Source organism: Duganella rivi, from assembly GCF_009857435.1.
Classification (GTDB): Bacteria; Pseudomonadota; Gammaproteobacteria; order Burkholderiales; family Burkholderiaceae_D; genus Rugamonas; species Rugamonas rivi.
Map to the genome: position 1 here is coordinate 714,806 of NZ_WWCK01000006.1, position 21,470 is coordinate 736,275.

At 62.5% G+C, this 21,470-nt stretch carries 18 protein-coding genes; 6 read left to right on the top strand and 12 right to left on the bottom strand.

Translation table 11 applies throughout. The features are described 5' to 3' along the window. Positions 1–47: 47 nt before the first annotated feature. Together GTP45_RS22780 and GTP45_RS22785 are read left to right on the top strand one after the other, a co-directional pair. Complete coding sequence (locus tag GTP45_RS22780; RefSeq protein WP_161016117.1) at positions 48–1,913, top strand: phosphoenolpyruvate carboxykinase (GTP); 1,866 nt, start codon at positions 48–50, stop codon at positions 1,911–1,913. A gap of 88 nt (positions 1,914–2,001) precedes the next feature. Next, positions 2,002–2,607 (top strand): TetR/AcrR family transcriptional regulator, encoded by a 606-nt coding sequence (locus GTP45_RS22785; RefSeq protein ID WP_161016118.1) that lies wholly within the window; start codon positions 2,002–2,004, stop codon positions 2,605–2,607. Between the two features lie 230 nt (positions 2,608–2,837). Here the strand turns inward: GTP45_RS22785 and GTP45_RS22790 are convergent, their stop codons facing one another. Continuing rightward, entirely contained in the window at positions 2,838–4,274 is a 1,437-nt protein-coding gene (locus GTP45_RS22790; protein ID WP_161016119.1) for an aldehyde dehydrogenase family protein, read from the bottom strand. A 191-nt stretch (positions 4,275–4,465) separates the two neighbouring features. Here GTP45_RS22790 and GTP45_RS22795 point away from each other — a divergent pair, with 191 nt between their 5' ends. Beyond that, the gene (locus tag GTP45_RS22795) at positions 4,466–6,268 is read left to right on the top strand and encodes a DUF885 domain-containing protein (protein WP_161016120.1); all 1,803 of its coding nucleotides are present in this window, start codon (positions 4,466–4,468) and stop codon (positions 6,266–6,268) included. On the opposite strand, the gene GTP45_RS22800 is transcribed toward GTP45_RS22795, so the two are convergent. Genes GTP45_RS22800 through uvrA form a run of 3 tightly spaced genes read right to left on the bottom strand, consistent with a single transcriptional unit; the run spans position 6,216 to position 10,850 of the window. Next, positions 6,216–7,103, bottom strand: coding sequence for a hypothetical protein (locus GTP45_RS22800; RefSeq protein WP_161016121.1), 888 nt, complete (start codon positions 7,101–7,103; stop codon positions 6,216–6,218). The two genes, GTP45_RS22795 and GTP45_RS22800, sit on opposite strands and share 53 nt — an antisense overlap. Beyond that, on the bottom strand, positions 7,100–8,002 hold the full coding sequence (locus GTP45_RS22805) for an AraC family transcriptional regulator (RefSeq protein ID WP_161016122.1): 903 nt from the start codon (positions 8,000–8,002) through the stop codon (positions 7,100–7,102). The genes GTP45_RS22800 and GTP45_RS22805 overlap by 4 nt, the downstream gene beginning before the upstream one ends. A 1-nt stretch (position 8,003) precedes the next feature. Further along, a complete protein-coding gene (gene uvrA / locus GTP45_RS22810) occupies positions 8,004–10,850 on the bottom strand; it encodes an excinuclease ABC subunit UvrA (protein ID WP_161016123.1) in 2,847 nt (948 codons plus the stop codon). Between the two features lie 214 nt (positions 10,851–11,064). Here uvrA and ssb point away from each other — a divergent pair, with 214 nt between their 5' ends. Next, positions 11,065–11,583, top strand: coding sequence for a single-stranded DNA-binding protein (ssb, locus tag GTP45_RS22815; protein ID WP_161016124.1), 519 nt, complete (start codon positions 11,065–11,067; stop codon positions 11,581–11,583). 66 nt (positions 11,584–11,649) lie between these two features. On the opposite strand, the gene GTP45_RS22820 is transcribed toward ssb, so the two are convergent. From GTP45_RS22820 to GTP45_RS22845, 6 genes are all read right to left on the bottom strand, one after another. Then, positions 11,650–12,135 (bottom strand): DUF3016 domain-containing protein, encoded by a 486-nt coding sequence (locus GTP45_RS22820; RefSeq protein ID WP_161016125.1) that lies wholly within the window; start codon positions 12,133–12,135, stop codon positions 11,650–11,652. A 69-nt stretch (positions 12,136–12,204) separates the two neighbouring features. Beyond that, positions 12,205–12,429, bottom strand: coding sequence for a DUF2783 domain-containing protein (locus GTP45_RS22825; RefSeq protein WP_161016189.1), 225 nt, complete (start codon positions 12,427–12,429; stop codon positions 12,205–12,207). Between the two features lie 19 nt (positions 12,430–12,448). Further along, positions 12,449–13,438, bottom strand: a complete 990-nt coding sequence (locus tag GTP45_RS22830) for an SLAC1 anion channel family protein (RefSeq protein ID WP_161016126.1) — start codon at positions 13,436–13,438, stop codon at positions 12,449–12,451. A 74-nt stretch (positions 13,439–13,512) separates the two neighbouring features. After that, on the bottom strand, positions 13,513–14,472 hold the full coding sequence (locus tag GTP45_RS22835; protein WP_161016127.1) for a GlxA family transcriptional regulator: 960 nt from the start codon (positions 14,470–14,472) through the stop codon (positions 13,513–13,515). A gap of 42 nt (positions 14,473–14,514) precedes the next feature. Continuing rightward, a complete protein-coding gene (locus GTP45_RS22840; protein ID WP_161016128.1) occupies positions 14,515–14,814 on the bottom strand; it encodes a putative quinol monooxygenase in 300 nt (99 codons plus the stop codon). Then, positions 14,811–15,491, bottom strand: coding sequence for a type 1 glutamine amidotransferase domain-containing protein (locus GTP45_RS22845; RefSeq protein WP_161016129.1), 681 nt, complete (start codon positions 15,489–15,491; stop codon positions 14,811–14,813). Before GTP45_RS22845 ends, GTP45_RS22840 begins: the two co-directional genes overlap by 4 nt. 122 nt (positions 15,492–15,613) lie before the next feature. Between GTP45_RS22845 and GTP45_RS22850 the strand changes: the two genes are divergently transcribed. Both GTP45_RS22850 and GTP45_RS22855 read left to right on the top strand, forming a co-directional pair. Then, entirely contained in the window at positions 15,614–16,507 is an 894-nt protein-coding gene (locus tag GTP45_RS22850; RefSeq protein WP_166454697.1) for a LysR family transcriptional regulator, read from the top strand. A gap of 135 nt (positions 16,508–16,642) precedes the next feature. After that, positions 16,643–18,784 (top strand): S53 family peptidase, encoded by a 2,142-nt coding sequence (locus GTP45_RS22855; RefSeq protein WP_161016130.1) that lies wholly within the window; start codon positions 16,643–16,645, stop codon positions 18,782–18,784. Between the two features lie 52 nt (positions 18,785–18,836). Here the strand turns inward: GTP45_RS22855 and GTP45_RS22860 are convergent, their stop codons facing one another. Both GTP45_RS22860 and GTP45_RS22865 read right to left on the bottom strand, forming a co-directional pair. Next, the gene (locus tag GTP45_RS22860) at positions 18,837–19,424 is read right to left on the bottom strand and encodes a hypothetical protein (RefSeq protein WP_161016131.1); all 588 of its coding nucleotides are present in this window, start codon (positions 19,422–19,424) and stop codon (positions 18,837–18,839) included. Between the two features lie 60 nt (positions 19,425–19,484). Continuing rightward, positions 19,485–21,434 (bottom strand): acid phosphatase, encoded by a 1,950-nt coding sequence (locus GTP45_RS22865; RefSeq protein ID WP_161016132.1) that lies wholly within the window; start codon positions 21,432–21,434, stop codon positions 19,485–19,487. Positions 21,435–21,470 lie beyond the last annotated feature (36 nt).

The window sequence follows — 21,470 nt, forward strand, 5'->3', positions numbered from 1 at the left end:
CGACGATCCTGCCACCACAGAATTTTAATTAGCATTGGAGAAGTACCATGAACCAGCCTGTAATGGGTGGCGTCGCACCATTGAACGCCCCAGCTTACATCAAACAGCAAAAGCTCATCAATTGGGTCGCCGAGATCGCCGCCCTGACCAAGCCAGACCGTATTTACTGGTGCGATGGCTCGCAGGAAGAGTACGACCGCCTGTGCGCTGAGATGGTTGCCGCCGGCACCATGAAAAAGCTGAACCAGGAAAAGCGTCCTAACTCCTACCTCGCTTGCTCGGATCCAACCGACGTGGCGCGCGTGGAAGACCGTACCTTTATCTGCTCGAAAACCAAAGAAGAAGCCGGCCCGACCAATAACTGGATGGACCCGGCCGAAATGCGCGCCACCCTGCATCCACTGTTCGACGGTTGCATGACCGGCCGTACCATGTACGTGGTGCCGTTCTCGATGGGCCCGCTGGGTTCGCCGATCGCCCACATCGGCGTCGAACTGTCGGACTCGCCATACGTGGCCGTCAATATGCGCACCATGACCCGCATGGGCAAAGCCGTCTACGACGTGCTGGGCACCGACGGCGAATTCGTGCCATGCGTGCACACCGTGGGCGCGCCGCTGAAAGCCGGCCAGAAAGATGTGGCATGGCCGTGCAACGCCACGAAATACATCGTGCATTATCCTGAGACCCGCGAAATCTGGTCGTTCGGTTCCGGCTACGGCGGCAACGCGCTGCTGGGCAAAAAGTGCTTCGCGCTGCGTATTGCTTCGAACATGGGCCACCAGGACGCGCAAAACGGCGGCACTGGCTGGCTGGCTGAACACATGCTGATCCTCGGCGTGGAATCGCCGGAAGGCAAGAAACACTATGTGGCAGCGGCCTTCCCATCGGCTTGCGGCAAGACCAACTTCGCCATGCTGATTCCGCCAACTTCGTTCAAAGGCTGGAAAATCACCACTATCGGCGACGATATTGCCTGGATCAAGCCGGGCGCCGACGGCCGTCTGTACGCCATCAACCCGGAAGCCGGCTACTTCGGCGTAGCGCCGGGCACCAACGAAAAAACCAATTACAACTGCATGGCCTCGTTGCGCGAGAACGCCATCTTCACCAACGTGGCGCTGACCGATGACGGCGACGTGTGGTGGGAAGGCTTGAGCAAGCCGGCGCCACAGCACTTGATCGACTGGCAGGGCAACGATTGGACGCCGGAATCGACCGGCAAAGCCGCACACCCGAACGCCCGCTTCACCGTGCCTGCGACCCAGAATCCAGTGATCGATCCAGCGTGGGACGATCCGGCCGGCGTGCCGATCTCGGCCTTCATCTTCGGCGGCCGCCGTTCGACCACCGTGCCGTTGGTGACTGAAGCGCGCAACTGGGTGGAAGGCGTCTACATGGCCGCCACCATGGGCTCGGAAACCACTGCCGCCGCTGCCGGCCAGATGGGTGTGGTGCGCCGCGACCCGTTCGCGATGCTGCCGTTCATCGGCTACAACATGAGCGACTACTTCCAGCACTGGCTGAATCTGGGCGAAAAAGTAGGCAAGATCGACGGCGCCACCCTGCCGAAGATCTTCTGCGTCAACTGGTTCCGTACCGACGAGCAAGGCCACTTCGTCTGGCCTGGCTTCGGCGACAATATGCGCGTGCTGAAATGGATGCTGGAGCGTATCGAAGGCGAAGCCGGCGGTATCGAAAACATCTTTGGCACCACCCCGCGCTTTGGCGACCTGAACTGGGACGGTATCCCGTTCTCGCCGGAAGAGTTCGAGACCATCACCTCGATCGACAAGGACGCATGGCGCGAAGAACTGAAATTGCACGACGAACTGTTCACCAAGTTGGCTTACCACCTGCCTGAAGAACTGAAGGCCGTGAAAGCCGACCTCGAGAAGCGCCTGGCAAAATAAGCCAGCCCGGAGGAGACAGCGACGGCGCGTAGAAATACGCGCCGTTTTTTTGATTGCAGTTTCGCACAGGTGTGCTAAAGTTCAGCCCATGGATACGTTGACTGCAAAAAGCGAGGCCACTTACGCCACCATCATTAATGCCGCGTTGGAAATGGCGGCGGCCGAAGGTATCGGCAAGTTATCGCTCGGTGAATTAGCCAAGCGTACCGGCATTAGTAAAAGCGGAATATTTTCCCGCGTCGGTTCGCTCGAAGCTTTGCAGACGGCAGTGCTGGATGAATATGATCGCCGTTTCTCTGCCGATATATTCCTGCCATCGCTGCAATTGGAAAAAGGCTTGCCGCGATTAATTGCACAGGTTAATACATGGGCGCGCCGAATCTCGGATGAAGGTTTGCATAATTCGTGTTTATACAGCGCCGGCGCTTTTGAATTTGATGATTTAAATGGCCCGCTGCGTGATCGTTTGCAGCAAGGTGTCGAAGCATGGCGTGCTTCTTTGCGCCGAACTATTTTGCAGGCGATTGAATTAGGCCATTTAAAGCCGGATACCGATCCCGGCCAATTGGTGTACGAAATTTATAGTTTAATCGTCGGCTTGATTCACGATAGCCGTTTTCTGCGCGAAGAATCGGCTGGGCGCCATATGCTCAAGGCATTTGACCGGTTAATCGCGTCCTACCGTATTTCCTGATGCCGCAGATCCGTCTGGGGTTTTATTTAACTTAATTTCGCACACCTGTGCGAAATATGGGAGCGAAAATGATGAGCTTAATATTGATCGTACCGGTCGCGGTTTATCTGGTCATGCGCAGCAGGCTGTGGAACCTGCTGCGCTCGCTCCCGGACTGCAATGACGATCTCGTCTACTACTGAGCCTGTCATGCCGGATGTTGGCCTTTACGTGCTAATTTTTGGCATGAATTAGCGCGGATATTGCGCCTCTACCCCGAGAATTGCCTTCGGCTCGAGGTAGCTGTCCAATCCGTAGGGGCCAAACTCGCGGCCGATGCCGGATTGCTTGAAGCCGCCGAACGGCGCAATCAAGTCATCGTGGATGCCATTAATATGCACCCGGCCGGCGATGATCTCGCGGGCCATCCGGTTAGCGCGATCGAGATTGGTGGAGCTGATATACGCCTGCAAACCGTATGGCGTATCGTTGGCGATTTGAATTGCCTCTTCCTCGGTTTTATAGCTAATAATGGACAATACCGGGCCAAAAATTTCGTCGCGTGCAATCGTCATATCATTGCTAACGTTAATAAATGCGGTCGGCTTCACGAAATAACCGGCCTCCAGGCCAGCAGGTTTTCCCACGCCGCCCGCTAATAACTCCGCGCCTTCATCCAAACCAATTTGAATATATTTTTGAACGCGTTCAAATTGTTTTTGATTAACCAAAGGGCCGACGGAAAACTCCGCATGATGCGGATCGCCGACTTTCACGGCTTCCACCGCTGCCTTGGCTAATTGCTTGACCAATTCCAGTTTATTTTCCGGCACCAGCAAGCGGCTACCGGCGATGCACGCCTGGCCGTTATTCATAAAGCAGGCTTGAATCGCGGCTGGAATCGCTTTTTCAAAGTCCGCATCGTCGAGAATAATATTGGCGCTCTTGCCGCCCAATTCCAGCGTCACGCGCTTCATGGTATCCACACCCAAGCGGGCAATGCTCTTGCCGACTGGCGTAGACCCTGTGAACGAAATCTTTTGAATATCCGGGTGTACGCTCAGCGCCGCACCGACCACGTCGCCACGGCCATTGACGATATTTACCACGCCCGGCGGTAGTTGTGCTGCGTGGAAACATTCGGTCAGTATCTGGTTCTGGCGCGCGCTCAACTCGCTCGGTTTGACCACCACCGTGCAGCCGGCCGCAATTGCGGTGGCCACTTTATTGGCGATAAACCAGGCGCTGGAATTCCACGGCGTGATGATGCCGACCACGCCCACCGGCTCCAGCACCACCTTGGACTTGTTCATGGTTTTCACGAACTGGTGTTCGTCCATGACTTTTTTAACATCTAGGAACATCTGCGCCGTGTAGCGCGAACGGCCGACGCTGGTGTTCACCGGGCCGCCGTATTCCTCGACCAGCGCGGCGGCCGCGTCGTCGGCGCGCGCCAGTACCGCATCGTGCAATCGTTGCAATATTGCGCCGCGCTCAGCGAGCGACGAGCGCGAAAATGCCGGGAAGGCAGCCTTGGCGGCAGCCACGGCGCGCTGCACGTCTGCGGCGTCGCCCAGCCGTACTTGGCCGTCGATTTGGCCCGTGGTCGGATTGATAAGGTCGAACATCTCCTCGCCGTGCGGGGTGACGAACTGGCCGTTGATGTAAATCTGATCGATGGTGTGCATGACAGCTCCTTGCTAGGTTGATGGAGCCATTCTAGAAATCTGCGCGCCGCCGCATCAGTGGGATTCCTGCCGCAGGGTTGCCTGATTCTGCAATTCATGCCGTACTTTTGGCATTTCGTCATATTTTGCCCGCGCCCTGCCGCGCTCCTCGTTAAAGTGCAGCCTCACCACATTTTTTACGATAGGCCTCCATGACAACGACTACCCGTATCGGCGCAGCCAGCGCCTTGTTGTTCTCCCTGATCCTGGGCGCGGCCCATGCCGACACCGCCGCTCCCGACCTGGAAGCGCGCCGTGCGACTCTGAATAACCTGATTAAAGAGCAGTGGGACTACACCATGCGCAGCAGCCCGGAATGGGCCTCGCTGCTGGGCGATAAGCGCTACAACGACAAGTGGAGCGATTTCTCGCAAGCCGGCATCGATGCCGACATCAAGGTCAGCGCCGATTTCCTCAAGCGCTTTGAAGCCGTCGACACCACCGGCTTCCCGCTGCAAGAACAGCTGAACCGCGAGCTGATGCTGCGCCAGCTGCGTCAAAACGTCGACGGCGCGCGCTTCAAGGATTGGGAGATGCCGCTGGCGCAGAACTCCGGCGTTCACCTCGACATCCCGCAAGTCGTGGCCGCGCTGCCGTTTGAAACCGTGAAGGACTACGAGGACTACATCAAGCGCCTGCACGCGCTGCCCAAGCTGTTCGACCAGACCCGCGCGCAAATGGACAACGGCGTGAAGGACAAGCTGATGCCGCCGCAGTTCCTGATCCCGAAAATCGTCAAGCAGTGCGAAGACGTGGCGGCCATGAAGCCAGCCGATTCGCCATACGCCGAGCCGCTGAAGCGCTTCCCGAAAGACTTCTCGGCCGCCGACAAGGCGCGCTTGAGCAAGGAGATCCTGGCCGCGGTGAAGACCGACGTCGCACCGGCCTACAAAAAACTGGCGGTCTACACCAAGACCAAGTACCTGCCGCATGGCCGCAAGGACGTGGGCATGTGGTCGCTGCCGGACGGCGACGCGCGCTACACCTTCAAGGCCCGCAACTCGACCACCACAGATATGACGCCGGAGCAGATCCACCAACTGGGCCTGTCGGAAGTAGCGCGCATCGAAGGCCAGATGCTGGAAACCGCGAAGAAGCTGGGCTACAGCGATCTGAAAACCTTCAACAAGGCGGTAGCCGACAACCCGGCGCTGCATCCGAAATCGCGCCAGGAGATCATCGATCTCTATCAGAAGTACACCGATCAAATGTACCCACAGCTGCCTAACCAATTCGGCGTCCTGCCGAAGAACAAGGTGGAGATCAAGCCAGTGGAAGAATTCGCCGAGAAGGGCGCTTCCGGTGCGGCCTATATGCCGGGCTCCCCGGATGGCAAGCGTCCGGGCCGCGTGATGGTGAACACCGGCGACTTCGAACACCGCTCCACCATCGGTATCGAAACCACCGCGCTGCATGAAGGCGTGCCGGGCCACCACATGCAGCTGACCATCGCGCAGGAGATCAAGGGCCTGCCGGACTTCCGCCAGCAGGGCGGCTACACGGCCTACGTGGAAGGCTGGGCGCTGTATTCGGAACGTCTGGGTGAGGAGCTGGGCTTCTACAAAGACCCGTACAGCTACTACGGCCACTTGCAGGACGAGATGCTGCGCGCGATCCGCCTCGTAGTGGACACCGGCCTGCATTACAAGAAGTGGAACCGCCAGCAGGTGGTGGACTTCTTCCATGACCACTCGGGCATCGAGGAAGTGGAAGTGCAGAGCGAGACCGACCGCTACATCGTGTGGCCAGGCCAGGCGCTGGGCTACAAGATCGGCCAGCTGAAGATTCTGGAACTGCGCGACTACGCTCGCAAAGAACTGGGCGCCGGCTTCGACATCCGCAAATTCCACGACCAGGTGCTAGGTGCGGGCGCCCTGCCGATGGACGTGCTGGAAACCCACGTCAAGGATTGGGTCGCGGCAGAGAAGCAGCGCGTCGCAGGTCAATCTTCGTAACCCACCACGCCTTGTTCTGAAAGGTGAAGTCAAGGGCGTGCACTGCCACGACCTTGCCTTCACTGGCTGTTACGTCGCCGGGCTTGGGCACGAAGCTCATATCGGCGCCGTTGTCTGCCAGCGCGTCTAATGCTTGCAGCAGGCGCGGATCGTCGCGTTTCATGGCGGTGCAAATGCCGTATTGATCGCACACCTGCACCGGGAAGGCGATGAAGCGCACTGCGCGATCGAGCATGTCCTCATTCCCCAGATAGTTGAACACCCAGCCTGCCGCATCGGACAGCTCGCGTGCACGCGCCAGCACGGTCTCGTTTTCCTTCTGGAGTTCTTGACGCATCGAGCGTCCTTGCCCGAACAGCATATCGTTCACGCGCCAGCCGTTCTCCTCTTGCACCAGCACATAGCGGATTTGCCGTTCGTAGGCCGAGCCCATGTCGGGATAGACGTTGAATGAAGCATCGACCGTATCCTCGCCGGAGCGCGTGACGTTGAAGTGCGCGCGTTCGTAATCGAGGCTGGGCGAGACTTCCTGCGCGTCGAGGAATACATCGCCATCGGCGCCGTAGCCGCAGATATCGTCGCCGCGCGACAGGCTATCGCACAGTTGCAGGTTGGCGTCGACCAGCGCTTCCAGCTCCCTGGAATAAAAGGAGCCTGTTGGCAGCTGGCTCGCTTGCCGGGTCTCCGGCCGCGCGAGGTGATCTTTGTAGAAGTTGGTGATCAGGTCTAGCTGCTGCTGTTTCTCCGACCACGACTTATCGGCCAGCAGCGCGGCGATGGCAAACAAAAACAACACCATGCCCAATGGTAGTAAGCGCTTCTTGTTGATGTTCATGGCGTGATCCGAAGTTTTTTGATGTCCTGCATCGGTGGTGCGCCAAACAGGCGGCGGTATTCACGGCTGAATTGCGAGGCGCTTTCGTAGCCGACTTTATATGCGGCGGTGCTGGCGTCCACATCGCCGTTGAGCAGCAGGGTGCGCGCTTGCTGGAGCCGTAGCTGCTTTTGATACTGCATTGGCCCCATGGTGGTCACGGCCTTGAAGCGGTGGTGCAAGCTGGAGACGCTCATATTGGTGGCCTGCGCCAGGTCTTCCACCTTGATCGCCTGGTCGTAATGATCCTTGAGCCACGCGATGGCTTTGCTGATGCCGCGATCCTGCTGGTCCAGCACCACGTTCTGATATAGCTGGCGGCCGTAGGCGCCGGTCAGCATGCGGTAGATGATTTCTCGCTTTAAGCCGACGGCAAGGAAGGCCGCTTCCGCCGGCGGTGCTTGCAGCAAGCGCACCAGCTGGTACAAGGTCTCCTGCAAGGCGTCATCGGTTTGGCCGACGAAAGCGCCGCGCACCGGCTCCTGCGTATCGATATCGACCTTCGCTTCCAGCACGATGGCCGCAATCTCCTGCGGATCGAGTTCGATATTCAGCAGCAGGTAGGGCTTGTCCGCCGTGGCGCGCACGATGTGGCCGGAGGCCGGCATATCGACCGATACCACCAGGTATTCGCCGGGGCCATAATCGAGCACTTCGTCGGCCAGGTGCACGCGCTTGTGGCCCTGCAGGATCACGCAGCACGAAGGCTTCAACACGCCCTTGGTCACGGGCGTGGGATGCGAGGAACGCAGCAGCGATAAGAATGGAATGCTGGTCGCCACCCGCTGCTCGTCCAGCGCGTGCTGCTGGACGATGTCGATCATGTGATCGAGCCGCGTGGGGGCGAGGTCGCGCTTCATCTTATTTCAACAGCGGCACCAGGTATTTGCCGGTGACGCTGGCAGGGTTGGCCGCCACTTCTTCCGGCGAACCGCTGGCGATGATCTTGCCGCCGCCAGCGCCGCCTTCCGGGCCAAGGTCGACGATCCAGTCGGCGGTCTTGATCACGTCGAGATTGTGCTCGATGATGACCAGCGTATTGCCTTGGTCGCGCAGGCGGTGGATCACCTTCAGCAGCAGGTCGATATCGTGGAAATGCAGGCCGGTGGTCGGCTCGTCCAGGATGTACAGCGTGCGGCCGGTGTCGCGCTTGGACAGCTCCAGCGACAGCTTGACGCGCTGCGCCTCACCGCCCGACAGCGTGGTCGCGCTCTGTCCCAGCTTGATGTAGCCAAGGCCCACGTCAAGCAGCGTGTGCAGCTTGCGCGCGATCAGCGGCACCGGCTTGAAGAACTCGTGCGCATCTTCGACCGTCATGTCGAGGATCTCGGTGATGTTCTTGCCCTTGTACTGGACTTCCAGCGTTTCGCGGTTATAGCGCTTGCCGTGGCACACGTCGCACGGCACGTAGACGTCCGGCAGGAAGTGCATCTCGACCTTGATCACGCCGTCGCCCTGGCAGGCTTCGCAGCGGCCGCCCTTGACGTTGAACGAGAATCGGCCGGCACTGTAGCCGCGCTCTTTCGCGGTCGGCACGGTGGCGAACAAGTCGCGGATCGGCGTGAACAAACCGGTGTAGGTCGCAGGATTCGAACGCGGCGTGCGGCCGATCGGCGCCTGGTCGACCGAGATCACCTTGTCGAAGTGCTCCAGGCCGCTGATAGCGTCGTGCGGCGCAGGCTCGGTCTGCGAACCATACAGGTGGCGCGACAGGGCCGGGTACAGCGTGTCGTTAATCAGCGTCGATTTGCCGGAACCGGAAACGCCGGTCACGCAAGTCATCAGGCCGACCGGCAGCTTGAGGTTGACCTTCTTCAGGTTATTGCCGGTGGCGCCGGTGATGACCAGCTGCTTGTCTGGATCGGCCACGTGGCGCTTCTTCGGCACCTCGATTTTCAGCGAGCCGTTGAGGTACTGCGCGGTCAGCGATTTTTTGTTCTTCAGGATGTCCTTGAGCGAACCGGCTGCGATCACGTCGCCGCCGTGCACGCCCGCGCCCTGGCCCATGTCGACGATGTAGTCGGCGGTGCGGATCGCGTCTTCATCGTGCTCCACCACCAGCACGCTATTGCCGATGTCGCGCAGGTGCTTCAGCGTTTCGATCAAACGGTCGTTGTCGCGCTGGTGCAGGCCGATCGACGGTTCATCGAGCACGTACATCACGCCGGTCAGGCCGGAGCCGATCTGCGAGGCCAGGCGGATACGCTGCGCTTCGCCGCCCGACAGGGTGTCGGCGCTGCGGTCGAGCGACAAGTAATCGAGGCCGACGTTGTTCAGGAATTGCAGGCGCGAGATGATCTCTTTCACCACGCGGTCGGCGATCTCTTTTTTCGCGCCCTTGAGCTTCAGCTGTTCGAAGAAGGACAGCGTTTCGCGCAATGGCTTCTCGGCGATTTCATAGATGGCGCGTTCTTGCTTGCCGCTGCCGACCTTCACGTAGCGTGCTTCCACGCGCAGGCGCGCGCCTTCGCACGATGGGCACTTCTTCTCGTTGATGAACTTTGCCAGTTCCTCTTTTACCGCCATCGAATCGGTTTCGCGGTAACGGCGCGCGAGGTTGGTGACCACGCCTTCAAACGCGTGCTCCTTGACCACGGTGCGGCCGCGCTCATTGATGTAGGTGAACGGGATCTGCGTTTTGCCCGAGCCGTGCAGGATCACTTCCTGCGACGCCTTCGGCAGCTGCTCGAACGGCAGGTCCAGGTCGAACTCGTAGTAGGCCGCCAGGTTGGACAGCATCTGGAAGTAGAACTGGTTGCGGCGGTCCCACCCTTTCACCGCGCCGGAAGCCAGCGACAAGTTAGGGAAGGCGACGATGCGCTTCGGATCGAAGAACTCGATGTGACCGAGGCCGTCGCACTCAGGGCATGCGCCCATCGGGTTATTGAACGAGAACAGGCGCGGCTCCAGCTCTTGCAGCGAGTAGCCGCAGGTGTTGCAGGCGAACTTGTTGGAGTAGACGTGCTCCGCGCCGCTGTCCATTTCCAGCGCGACGGCGCGGCCATCGGCCAGGCGCAGCGCGGTTTCAAAGCTTTCGGCCAAGCGCTGCTTGATGTCGGCGTTGACCTTAACGCGGTCGATCACCACGTCGATGGTGTGCTTCTCGGTTTTCTTCAGCTTGGGCAGGTCGTCTACTTCGTAGATTTTTGCGTCATGCGTGCCGCTTTGCACGCGGAAGCGCACGAAGCCCTGCGCTTGCATCGATTCGAACAAATCGGAATGCTCGCCTTTGCGGTTGGCCACCACTGGTGCGAGGATCATCAGCTTGGTGTCCTGCGGCAGCGCCAGCACGGCGTCCACCATCTGCGACACGGTCTGCGCTGCCAGCGCCTGATCCGGGTGGTTGATGCAGTACGGCGTGCCGACGCGCGCGTACAACAGGCGCAGGTAGTCGTGGATCTCGGTCACGGTGCCGACCGTCGAACGCGGGTTGTGCGAGGTGGCTTTCTGCTCGATCGAGATGGCCGGCGACAGGCCTTCGATCAGATCGACATCCGGCTTCTCCATCAATTGCAGGAACTGGCGGGCGTATGCCGACAGCGATTCCACATAGCGGCGCTGGCCTTCGGCGTACAGCGTGTCAAACGCCAGCGAAGACTTGCCGGAGCCGGACAGGCCGGTGATCACGATCAGCTTATTGCGCGGCAGATCGAGATTGATGTTTTTCAGGTTGTGCGTGCGTGCGCCGCGGATGCGGATCTGTTCCATTGATTTGGCCTTTAGAGTCAACCCGTTACTATAGCCGGGTTTGGATATATGCGCCGACCTTGCGCTAGATCGAGCTGCGGCGGCGCGGCACTGTATATAATACCAGTATTTTCTTGCGCCGTTTCAACTTGCGGTGCACTATAATCCCCGTTTAGCTTTTAGATAAATAGGCCCGCCAGCACGGCGGCGGTCGTTACTCAGGAGTTTTAACAACATGGCATCAGTCAACAAAGTCATCATCGTCGGCAATCTGGGTCGCGATCCAGAAATTCGCTACATGCCTAGCGGTGACGCGATCGCCAACATTGCAGTGGCGACATCGTACAAATCGAAAGACCGCAACACCGGCGAGCAGAAAGAGCAAACCGAGTGGCACCGTATTTCGTTCTTCGGCCGTCTGGCGGAAATCGTCGGCCAGTACCTGAAAAAAGGTTCGTCGGTCTACGTCGAAGGCCGTCTGCAGACCCGCAAGTACACCGACAAAGACGGCGTCGAGAAATACGCAACCGACATCATTGCAGAAAACATGCAAATGCTGGGCGGCCGTGCCGGTATGGGCGGCGACAACATGGATGACGGCGGCGGTTACGGCGGCGGCGGCGGCTACGAAGCCCCACCACAGCGCCAAGCCCCGGCCCCGCGCCCACAAATGGCGCCACCAGCCCCGGCGCCGCGCCCGGCACCACGTCCAGCGCCGAACTTCTCGGACATGGATGACGACATCCCGTTCTAAAATTTAAATAGAACCAGCTGTTAAAAAAGCCCCGTAACTGTTTGAAGTGACGGGGCTTTTTCACGTTTATCGCTTCGCTGGCAGCAGCTCTTTGCGGAACCAGGTATCGAGCATTTGTTTCTCGTAGCCGTACAGCTCTTGCTGGTATCGATTGATGCCTTGCTGGTAGTTCGGATCGGACAGCTTGGCCTCGCCGCTGCGGATCAGCTTGCCGTCTTGCTCGATGCTGTAGCGCAGGTCGATGCGCGGCCAGTCGGCCTGGCCTTTGGTCACGCGGATGTCGCGCACCGGCATGCGCGGGAAGACGTCGCCGGCCAGGTCGATGTCCAGGAATTCCACCTTCAGCACCTGCCCCGCCGGAAGCTGCTCCGACAGTTGCTTCAGGTGCTCGGTGAACAGGTATTCCATGGCCTCCAGGTCTTTGTAATGCCGGGGCACGTCGGTCATTTTGTCCGTGTTCACGTACTTCGCCTCGGCCGTGCCAGCGGCAGCAGCAGCCGATGCGATCAGCAGGGTGATGGCGGCAGCGGATTTCAATGCCGGTATTTTCATGACTGGCCTCTCGTGCAAGATGTGACCTGCGGGACTATACGCCTTTTCTGGCACGCGGGCGCAGATGGTCTAGCCGGCGCTCGGCGTGTGCGGCAACGCTTGCTCCACATTCACCCGCGCCAGCGCGAAGGCTTGGCGCAGGACGTTGAGGTCGCCGATATGGTTCGCGAGCAGCAGCACCAACTGCGCATCCAGCATTTTGCTTTGGCCTTCGTCGAGGTCGTGGTGCGAGTCGGTGAGCATGTCGTAGAAATCGTCGTAGCTGTCGAGATTCTGGCTCAGGTTCAGTTGCATGTTCATGTGGATTCCTTGATTAAGCAGTTAAAAAGCGGCCAGTGCACAGGGCGTAGAGGGTGCGCAGTGCCAGCCCGAGAATCGCTACGGTCAGCAGCATCAGCAGCAGGAAGGCGATCAGGTGCAACACCACACCGCCCACCGCATCAGCGTAGATAAGCGCGGTGTTCGCTAGTGCCGCCAGCGGAAAGCCAATCGCCCACCATGCTGGCGAAAACGGCGCGGGCCGCGTTACCAAGCGCCACGCGATAATCACGAACAGGAACAGCCCGAAGTAGAACAGCAGTGCCGCAAACATATCCACCTTCTGCACCAGATTGACGTACGCGATAAAGCCCACCGCAAACGGCGCAACCAAGATCATTTTGGATGGCCGCATCGGCGCGGCCAAGGGCTCGTGATGAATCAGGCGTGAAAAGATCAGCACAAAGAAGACGATGGCACTGACGCCGCCAACGGCTGCTGCCAGCAGGTTGACCTCGTGAGTCCACTCCGCCTTCAGCGCGCCGCCAGTGACCACGATATCAAGGCTGCCGACACCGGCAATCAGCCAAGCCGGCACGACGCTGGTGGGCGCGGCGCTGCCATTGAGTAGGCGCGAAATCATGATCACACTGAGCGCCAAGGTAGCCACAGTGCCGATGCACCAAACCACCAGCTGCGCGTTCGCGCTATAACTACCGATCACACTCGACAGCAGCAAGACGCTGATGCCCACCGTACCGAAGAAACTGCCGATCACCGGATGCGAGAATTCCTGCCGCACCAGCTCTGGGTAGCGCAGCAGCTTGCTTAAATAAGAAATCGACAGCACGCCAAACAGCAGCAAGGCCAGCATGCCGATGCTGTCGGCCACTGCGGTATTCGCGCCGTAATATTTGCTGGCAAGACGCCACGCCAGTGCCAGGCCGGCCACGCTCATGACTGAGCCGAACAAGCTAACCGGCATGTACCGGGCTGAGGGTAAAGCGCGCGCAGGCAGCGCAGCGCTGGTAGAGGCAGATTCCATGATGACTCCTTGAAGGTCGATGCAGGAATTCTGCCGCAGCAGTTAAGTGCCGTGCGCGGCGTGGCCCAAAACCGCTACTGCTTGTCCCGAAACCGTTCCCGGTACAGTTTAGGCGTGGTTTGTAGCTGGCGCGAGAAGATCATGCGCATGCGTGTGGCGTTGTGAAAGCCGCAACGGAAGGCCACGGTTTTCAGCGGCACATCGGTTTCTTCCAGCAGCTTGCGGGCAAAATCAATCCGTACCTGGTCGACAAAGACCGATGGCGTCACATGCGCGTGCTTGGCAAAGGCGCGCGAGAAGGTGCGGCGGCTGATGCCCACCGCATCGGCGATCTCTTCGATGCTGAGGTCGTCGCTAATGTGGTCGGTCACGTATTTCAGCACGCGCGCCACCAGCGAATCTTCATCCGGCCCCACCGCGAGGTAAGGGCTATATTGCGATTGGCCGCCATCGCGGCGGATGTAGACGATTAACTGCTTGGCTACCTTGACTGCAAGGTCATGGCCCCAGTCCTCGGCAATCAGCGCGAGGCACAAGTCGATGCCGGCCGTGACGCCGCCGCAAGTGAACAGGTTGCCGTCGCGAACAAAGATTTTATCGGGCCGGACGTGCGTGCCGGGGAATTGGTCGGACAGGCGCTGCGCATGATCCCAGTGGGTAGTAATTTCACGTCCAGCCAGCAAGCCCGCATGCCCGAGCAGGAACACGCCATTGCACACCGCACCGACGCGGCGCGCGCCGTATGCGCGCTGGCTCAGCCACTGCACGAAGGCCGGCTCCGGCCGGTACTCCGGGTAGCGCGGGCCACCGGCCACCAGCAGCAGTTCGCCGTCGACCGCGTAGTTCAGGTAATCATGGTGCACCTTGAATTCCATGCCGCTGGAGCACATCACGCCGTCGGCGCGTCCGCCGACCAGCGTGATCTCGTAATGATCCTGCCTGGGCAGGAAGCGGTTGGCTTCCGCGAACACGTCGAGGGGGCCGGCCACATCCAGCGCCTGCACCCCATCCAGTACTACCAAGGTGAGCTTCATTGTTTCCCTGTCTCTGCATCTCAGGGCAACAAATTACCATACTCAACGCGGCTGCAGGATCTCCACTTGCCGCTCGGCCAGCAACGGCAGGGCTTTGCCGATGACCAGCGACTGGTAGTGCTCGGAGTGGCGATGCGCTTCCAGTGCCGCCTCGTCGAGGTAGTGTTCCAGCAGCAGCAAGGTGTGCGGCTTGTCGACGCCGCGGTACACCTCGTAGCCGAGGCAGCCCGCTTCGGCCAGCGACTTGGGACGCATTTCCGCCACCAGCGCGAGGACATCACCGAGCTTGCCCTCGACTGGCTGCCAGCGCGCCACCACCGTGATCACGCCGGCGGCGCTCATGCTGCTTCCCCTTGCAGGGCCTTGACGATTTCTTTGGCCAGCGGGCCGCCCGAGGCTGGGTTTTGGCCGGTCATCAGGCGGCCGTCGACCACCACTTTCTCTTGCCACACATCGGCCGAGGCGTATTCAGCACCTTCTGCACGCAGCGCGGTTTCCAGATTGAAGGACACGTCAGCCTGGGCGTAGCCGGCTTCTTCGTCATTCGAGAACGAGGTCAGCTTGCGGCCATGCACCAGCGGCGTGCCGTCTTCCAGCTTGACGCCAAGGAAAGCAGCCGGGCCGTGGCAGACGGCGGCAACAATCTTGCCCGCTTCCCATGCCGCCTGTACCGCGCGCTTGACGTCGGGATCGGTGGCGATATCGACCATCGGGCCGAGGCCACCAGGGAAGAAGATGGCGTCGTAGTCGCGCACATCGACTTCCGACAGCTTGCGGCTGCGGTTGAGGCGGCGGATCGCGGCGCTGTTGCGGAAAGCCAGCTGGGCCGGGTCGGTTTCGTCGTAGCCGTCTTCAGGGATGGCGCCGCCCAGCGGCGAAGCGTATTCCACCGCGATACCGGCGTGGTCGAACACTTCGTACGGGTGGGCGACTTCCGGGAAGAAATAGCCGGTGGCGCGTTTGTTAGGGCCGATTTCGGCTGCGTTTGTCAAAATAAACAGTACGTGTTTGACGCTCATGATAACCTCCAGTTTGATTAAGAATCCGCGCTACGTCTGCGGTTGATCTAACTATAGGAGCATGTGAGCGGTCGGAGTAGATAGCGCCAGCATGACGCAATGTCAAACAAAATCATACAATCATGAACGATCCATCCCCGATTCTTGACGAACTGCGCGCCATGGCGGTGTTTGCCACCGTGGTGCGCAGCGGCAGTTTCGCCGCCGCCGCGCGCTCGCTGGGGCTGACGCGGGCCGTGGTCAGCCACCACATCCGCGTGCTGGAAACCAAGCTCGGCGTGCCGCTGGCCCAGCGCAGCACCCGCAGCTTCAGCCTGACCCCGGCCGGCGAAGCCTTCCGCGTCCACTGCGAGCGCCTGCTGGACGAGGCCAACGACGGCATCCGCGGCATGGAGCTGCTGCGCGCCGAGCCGCGCGGCGAGGTGCGCATCACTTGCTCGCACCACTTCGGCAGCAAGCGCATCATGCCGGCGCTGCTGGAATTCCGCCGCCGCTACCCGGCCATCCGCGTGCACGTGGCGATGAATGATTCCAATGTCGACCTGGTCCAGCACGGCATCGAGCTGGCGGTGCGCGCCGGCCCGCTGGCCGATTCGTCGCTGGTGGCGCGCCGCCTGGTGCGCGAGCCAACCATGCTGTGCGCCGCACCGTCCTACCTGCGGCGCTACCGCGCGCCGGCCTCGGTGGACGAGCTGGAGCAGCACCGCTGGGTGCTGTACCCGCCGACCCAGCGCGCCGCCACCGTGCGCGTCGACGGCAAGGAAATCCAGATTCCGGTGAAAGGCGACGTGGTGACCGACAGCGCCGCCGCCCGCCTCGCCTTCGTGCTGGCCGGCGAGGGCATCGCCCGCCTGCCGGCCTACGACGCGGCGGCGCTGCTGGCCTCGGGCGAGCTGGTGCGGGTGGTGCCGGAAGCCGAGACCGCGCCGCTGGAAATTTTCTTGGTGCATTCACAACGCATCGGCCCCAGCGCGCGCTTATTGCGTGACTTTCTGCTTGACGCGGCCGCCGACTGACAGCGCTTCCAGCCGCGGATTTACGTGGATTTACGCGGTTTCCGGCCCAGTGTGACCGATCCGTAACAGATTTCCGTGTGGAAATTTGTTAGTATTTATTGGCCTCTTCCTCCCCCAATTCCCCGAGAGATTGCCATGCAATACTTTTCCCGCCCCGGCCGCTTGTTGGCGCTGCCACTGACCTGCATTGCCGCGCTGCTGAGCGCCTGCGGCGGCAGTAGCGAGAGCGCCGGCACGGCGTCTCCAATGGTCGCCGCCGCTCCGCTGGCGACCGCGTCCACCGTGCTGCAACTCGACGACGGCGCGCTGCCGGCGGCTGACGCCCAGCAATTCGCGCAGCCGTCCTACCACATGGCGCCGGTGCTGCTGGAGACCCCGGCCGACGCCGCGCCCGGCGCTGCCGCCAGCAGCGAAGTCCACACCCAGACCGTGCCGTCGCAATTCCGCCGCCTGGGCAGCAAGCGCCTGACGCTGGAAACCTTGCGCCAGGTGCAAGCCAACCGCAGCGCAGATGCCGACGCGGATACCAGCGGCAGCTCGTCGGCCGCGCCGCTGGCCGCCACCAGCACCGTGGTGACTTACACCCCGGCGCAGATCCGCGCCGCCTACGGTTTGCCGGCGCTGCCGGCCAGCTACACCGGCCTGAGCGCCGCCCAAGCCGCCCAGCTCGGCGCCGGCCAGACCATCTACATCGTCGACGCCCAGCACAACCCGAACATCGCCGCCGAGCTGGCCGCCTTCAACAGCAAGTTCGGCTTGCCGGCCTGCACCACCAAGGCCATCGCCACCACCGCCAGCCTGCCGCTGGCGGCCGCCTCGTCGAGCGCCTGCGAATTGTCGGTGGTGTACAACACGGCCAGCGGCGGCATGACTGCCACCGCGCCGGCCTACGATGCCGGCTGGGCCACCGAGATCGCGCTCGATGTGCAATGGGCCCACGCCACCGCGCCGCTGGCGCGCATCGTCGTGATCGAAGCGGCCAGCGCCAGTTACGACAATCTGCTGGGCGGCGTGCGCCTGGCCAACAAGATGGGCCCGGGCATCGTTTCGATGAGCTTTGGCGGCAGCGAGAGCAGCGGCCTGGGCAGCGCGGACAGCGTGTTCTCGGTGGCCAATATGAGCTACCTGGCGGCCACCGGCGACTCCGGCGCGGCCGTGTCGTGGCCGTCGTCGTCGGCCAAGGTGCTGGCCGTTGGCGGCACCACCTTGAGCTACAGCGGCGCGGGTGCGCGCTCGGAAGTGGTATGGGCTAGCACCGGCGGCGGCGTCAGCCAGTACGTGGCGACACCAAGCTACCAAAGCAGCGCCGTGCCCGGCATGGGCACGGCCACCCGCCGCACCGTGGCCGACGTGGCCTTCAACGCCGATCCGAACAGCGGCCAGTACGTGGCGGTGATTGCCGCCGGCAGCAGCACCGTCAAGTGGGCCAGCGTCGGCGGCACCAGCCTGTCGACGCCGCAATGGGCCGGCCTGATTGCGGTCGCCAACGCGCTGCGCGCCGTCAACGGCAAGGCCGCGCTGGCTGCGCCGCACGCCGCGCTGTACACCAATATCTCGACCGTGGCCGGCACTTATGCCAGCGTGTTCAGCGACATCACCAAGGGTAGCCACGGCACCTGCAGCGCCTGCAGCGGCGAGACCGGCTATGACCAGGCCACTGGCCTCGGCACGCCGAACGCCGCGTCGCTGCTGTCGACCCTGTCCGGCTTGACCGTGCAGGCCGCGCCGGTGGTCAGCGCCGCCACCATCAACGGCAAGGCCGGCACGGCGCTGAGCTTCACCGTCTCGGTCACGGCTAGCAACGCCGTCACCTACGCGCTGAGCGGCGCGCCATCCGGCATGGCCATCAGCAGCGCCGGCGTGGTCAGCTGGGCGGCGCCGGTGGCCGGCACGTATGCTGTCACCGTCACTGCCAAGGACAGCAAGACCGGCCTGAGCGGGCAGGGCGTGTACACCGTGGTGATTGCCGCTGCGAGCACCACGGCCACCACCACCAAGCCATCGGCCACGCCGCCGGTGATCACCGCCACCGCCCTGAGCGGCGTGGCCGGCAAGGCGCTGAGCGGCACCATCGGCGTCAAGGTCAGCAACAGCGGCGCGGTCAGTCTCGCCATCAGCGGTGCGCCGCTGGGCATGATGTTCACCGCCAGCGGCATGAATGTGGTGGTGAGCTGGGCTTCGCCGGTCACCGGCAGCTACACCCTCAAGCTGACCGCCACCGACAGCACCGGCGCCAGCGCCACGGCCAGCATCCCGGTCACCATCAAGGCCCGCTAAAACGTCGGGGTCAGTTCTGCCAATCAGACACGAGCACGGCCATAGCGATTCGCTACGGCTGGGGCCGTGTAGAAATGGGGGACCTGACCCCGGATTTGTTGCGGATGGCGGTGATTTGTTTGAGTTCTTTGTCGCTGGCGTTGGCCAGCAGCGCTTCGTGCGCCTTGCCCAGCTCGATGTAGTGGGCTTGCTCCGGCGTCAGCGCCTTGCCGCGCAGCGCCCAGCTGGTTAGCGCGCCGGTGGCCAGGCAGCACAGCAACACCAGCACGGTGTAGACGGCGATCCAGCCGCCGGTTTTGAATTGCAGCAGGTTCAGCGACAAGCTGGTCTTGCGCGCCGCCTCGGTGGCGGCCTGCAATTGCGCCACCATCTCTTGCACTGCCGCCTGGGTGGCGGCGGTCGCCGCCTGGCTCGCCTGCGCGCCGGCCGCATCGGCCGCCAGCTGCGCCGCGGCGCCGACCCGCACCGCGTCGGCGATCTTGCCGTCAATCTGGCTCAGGCCGGCATTGGCGAGGCGCACCAGCTTGTCGCAGTTGGCGATCTGCCGCGTGACGTTGGCCACCTCGCCGTGAAAACGCTCGACTTCCTTGGCATGGGCGTCGAGCTTGTCGTGGAAGAGATCGAGTTCAGCTTGGTTCATGGCGCGGTCGGCAAATGGTCGATGCTGCCATCATACCGCGTGCCGCCGCGCTTGCGCCGCTTAGCCCAGCGTCAAGGTCAGGGTGGTGGCGCCGTAGTTGGGCGTCACCGTGCTGAAGCCGTCCACCGTGATGGTGTTGAACTTGCCCTTCAGGCTGCCGGCCGTGATCACGTTCAGCACCTCGCCCGCTTTCGGCTTGTAGCCGTTGGCGAACTTGATGCGCAAGGTGCCGCCGGCAATGGTGGCGGTGCCAGCCACGTTCAGGCTGCCGGGCGCGCCGGCCGCGGCGCCGCCGAGGTCGAGTTCCAGCGTGGTGCTGCCGCTGAGCTGGGTGTACTTGCCGGCCAGCTTGAGCGCGGCCGGGGCGTTGGCCACCAGGGTGCCGCCGCTGTTGTAGACGTCGCCCGCGCCCAGCGCTGCCACCGAGTCGCCCTGCACCGTGCCGGCCGTGATTTCGGTACCGCCGCTCCAGCTGTTGGCGCCGGCCAGCTTCAAGGTGCCCGTGCCCTGCTTGACCAGCTTGCCCGCGCCGCTGATGTCGTTGCGCCAGCGATCGACCGCGTGGAAGCCGCCCTTGCTAGCATCCATCACGATGGTGACGTTGCCGCTGAAGGCGGCGTAGCCGTCGGCGGCGGCAAACAGGTTCAAACGGCCCCAGCCCTCGGCGTCGTCCATCACCGGGTAGCCCGAGGCCAGCGCGGTGGTTTTCAGCACCACGCGGCGCTGCGCGTCGGACAAGTACGGTTGACGGGTTTCCAGCAGCACTTCGGCGCCTTTCGGCACCACGGCCGCCGCATTGGTGGCGGCGATTGGCGCGAAGCCAAAGGTGCTGCGGCGCAGGTAGTTGGCTTTGTTGGCGGCGTAGTCGGCAAAGCGGTCGTTGGCCACGGTGCCCGATTGCGCGTAGGCGGCAAAGGTGCCGGCCGTGGTGCCGGTGGCGGCCATCAGCGCGCTGTGCGCCTGGCTGACGGCGGCAGTTTTCTTGGCCGCGTTGGCCGGGTCGGCCAGGTTGGCGGCCGCGCTGGCGGTGCCCAGCATGCGCCCGCTCACCACGTCCAGCGGCGAGTGCATGCCGGCCAGGATGCGCGATTCGCCGAGCTCCAGCCCGCGGCTCAGCATTTCCTGGTAGCGCTCCGGCACCGCGTAGGCCATGGCGATGGCGTCGCGCACCGCCTCGGCCGTGTGGCCGCTGGTGTAGCCGCCGTCGGTGGCGGGCGTGCTGCTCTTGGCCGGCACCAGCGCCGGCAGCACCGCCACGCTGCTGCTCCAGCGGTACGGGCGGGCGTATTTGTAGAAGCGCTTGGCCGGCTCGGTCGAGGCGTTGTTGCCGACCAGGTTGACCAGGTCGACCACGGCGCCAAAGCTGGCGTTGGCGCTGCCGCCGACGCCGGTGTTGTTGCCGCCGTCGTTGTACAGCACGGTGGTGGCGTCGGCCGCCACGCTGGTGATGGTGGTGGTCTGCTGGGCCGCCGCGCGGTAGGCCGCGGTCAGCGGGCCCATGCCGTCGCTGACGCTGTAGCCCTTGCCGCGGCGGTCGTCCAGGTAGGCTTGCTGCGCCTGCTCGGGCGTGCGGTTGGCCGTGGCCTTGACCACGTAGTCGATATTGGCCTGGTGCACGGCGGCGTTCAGCACGGTGCCGTCCGGGCTGCCGTCGCCCGGCACGCCGGTCCACTTGGAGGCCGTCACGGCCGGGAAGCCGTCCACCGCCGGCGCGCTCTGGCCGGCGTCGACCAGCTCGGTCAGCGGTTTCCAGATGCTGAGGAAACCGCCCAGCACGCGCACGCCGGCGTTGGTGGCCAGGGTGGCGTAGCGGGCGTCGCCGCGCTGGTTGCTGGCGATGGTGTCGACAAACGCCGTGGCCGATGGCACGGCCACGGTTTCGGGCGCGCCCTGGTCGGCCGGCGCGGCCGGGATCACCAGCGGTGCGTCGGAATTGGAGCCGCCGCAGGCGCTTAGCGCGACGGCGATGCTCAGGGCCAGTACCAGGGGGCGGGCGGGAAGGAGGTGCATGGTGGTGTCCGTGGTCAGTTGGAAAAAGGCCACAGG